Here is a 1,223-nt window from a genome sequence, read left to right on the forward strand (position 1 = left end):
CACGGCGGTCCATGGACGAATCCGACCGGGAGGCTCCCTCAGCTGGTCATTTTGCCATCAACCGGAGCACTCGGGAAGCGAAACAACCCAATAGGTGAGGGTTCGGTCCCTCACTTAACTGGAGACCCCCGGCGTTCGCACAGTTCACAGCGTTTCCAACCCGTTCCCGCATGCGCGGGAAGTTCCTGAAAATTCTTCTCCCGAACCCCCCGAACCCGGTACCAATAGGCCCTTTTGTCGATCTTGCACCCACTCCGGACCCTTGCGGCACCGGTCCCCTAACGCGCGGGCCTGCTCGCACGCAGGGAGTACATCAGGGGAATTCTCGGTGAACTCTCGGGGAAGCGATAGTAACCCTTGTCGTCGCGCTGGAAGGAGCCGAACCGTGGGAAGAGCGACACGTCGTGTTCGTGCAGGAACTCCAGCCGCAGCCCCTCGGCCGCCAGTGCCGACACCACGTCCCCGATCGGGTGCCGCCACTCGACGGCACGGTTGTTCTCGGTCCTGGCCTCCAGGTCCGCGTACGTCCCTGGGGCCTCGTACACCTTGGCCTCTCGGGCGAAGTAGTCGTGGACGACCTTCGTTCCGGTCTCGTCGTCGAGGGTGTCGGTGATCGGATGGAACTCGGCCAGGTACAGGAATCCGCCGGGCCTCACCAGCGAAGCGGCGACCTGGGCCCACCTTCGGATGTCGGGCAGCCAACAGAGCGCGCCCACACCCGTGTAGACGATGTCGTACGACTCCTCCGGCACCGCGTCGGCGGCGGCGTACACGTCGGACTCGACGAAGCTCGCCCGTTCCCGCGACAGCCCGATCTGCGCGGCGATGTCGCGGGCCGCCTCGACCGCCGGCCCGGAGAAGTCCAGCCCCACCACCCGCCGTGCCCCGTGCCGTGCCCACGAGAGGGTGTCCAGTCCGATGTGGCACTGCAGGTGCAGCAGGGACCTGCCGGTGACGTCGCCGACCTCGGCCAACTCGAAGGCGCGCAGTGCCTCGTCCCCGGCGCGAAAACCGTCCAGGTCGTAGAAGTCGCCCGCGACGTGCAGGGGGACGCGTTCGTCCCAGTTGGCACGGTTGGTCGTGAGCCAGTCCCGCGGAGTGGAGGTGTCCATGGGACAGCAACCTAAGGAAGGCCTGGGGCCGGACACCAATGGGTTTCGGCTCACCCCGTCGCGTACACGTACAGGAGCGCGTTCATGGTGCTGCCGCTGACCACCCTCCGG

Annotated in this window: 1 protein-coding gene; it reads right to left on the reverse strand. The window is 66.4% G+C overall.

Translation table 11 applies throughout. The annotated features are described in order from the left end of the window. Nucleotides 1-278: 278 nt before the first annotated feature. Nucleotides 279-1,112 (reverse strand): class I SAM-dependent methyltransferase, encoded by an 834-nt coding sequence (locus ACWGKS_RS30015; protein ID WP_452525107.1) that lies wholly within the window; start codon nt 1,110-1,112, stop codon nt 279-281. Nucleotides 1,113-1,223 lie beyond the last annotated feature (111 nt).

The sequence above is a fragment of the Nocardiopsis sp. NPDC055879 genome (genome assembly GCF_053615935.1).

Bases quoted from the DNA above. Each gene is read 5' to 3' on its own strand.
- ACWGKS_RS30015 (WP_452525107.1), bottom strand. From the start codon at position 1,112: ATGGACACCTCCACTCCGCGGGACTGGCTCACGACCAACCGTGCCAAC.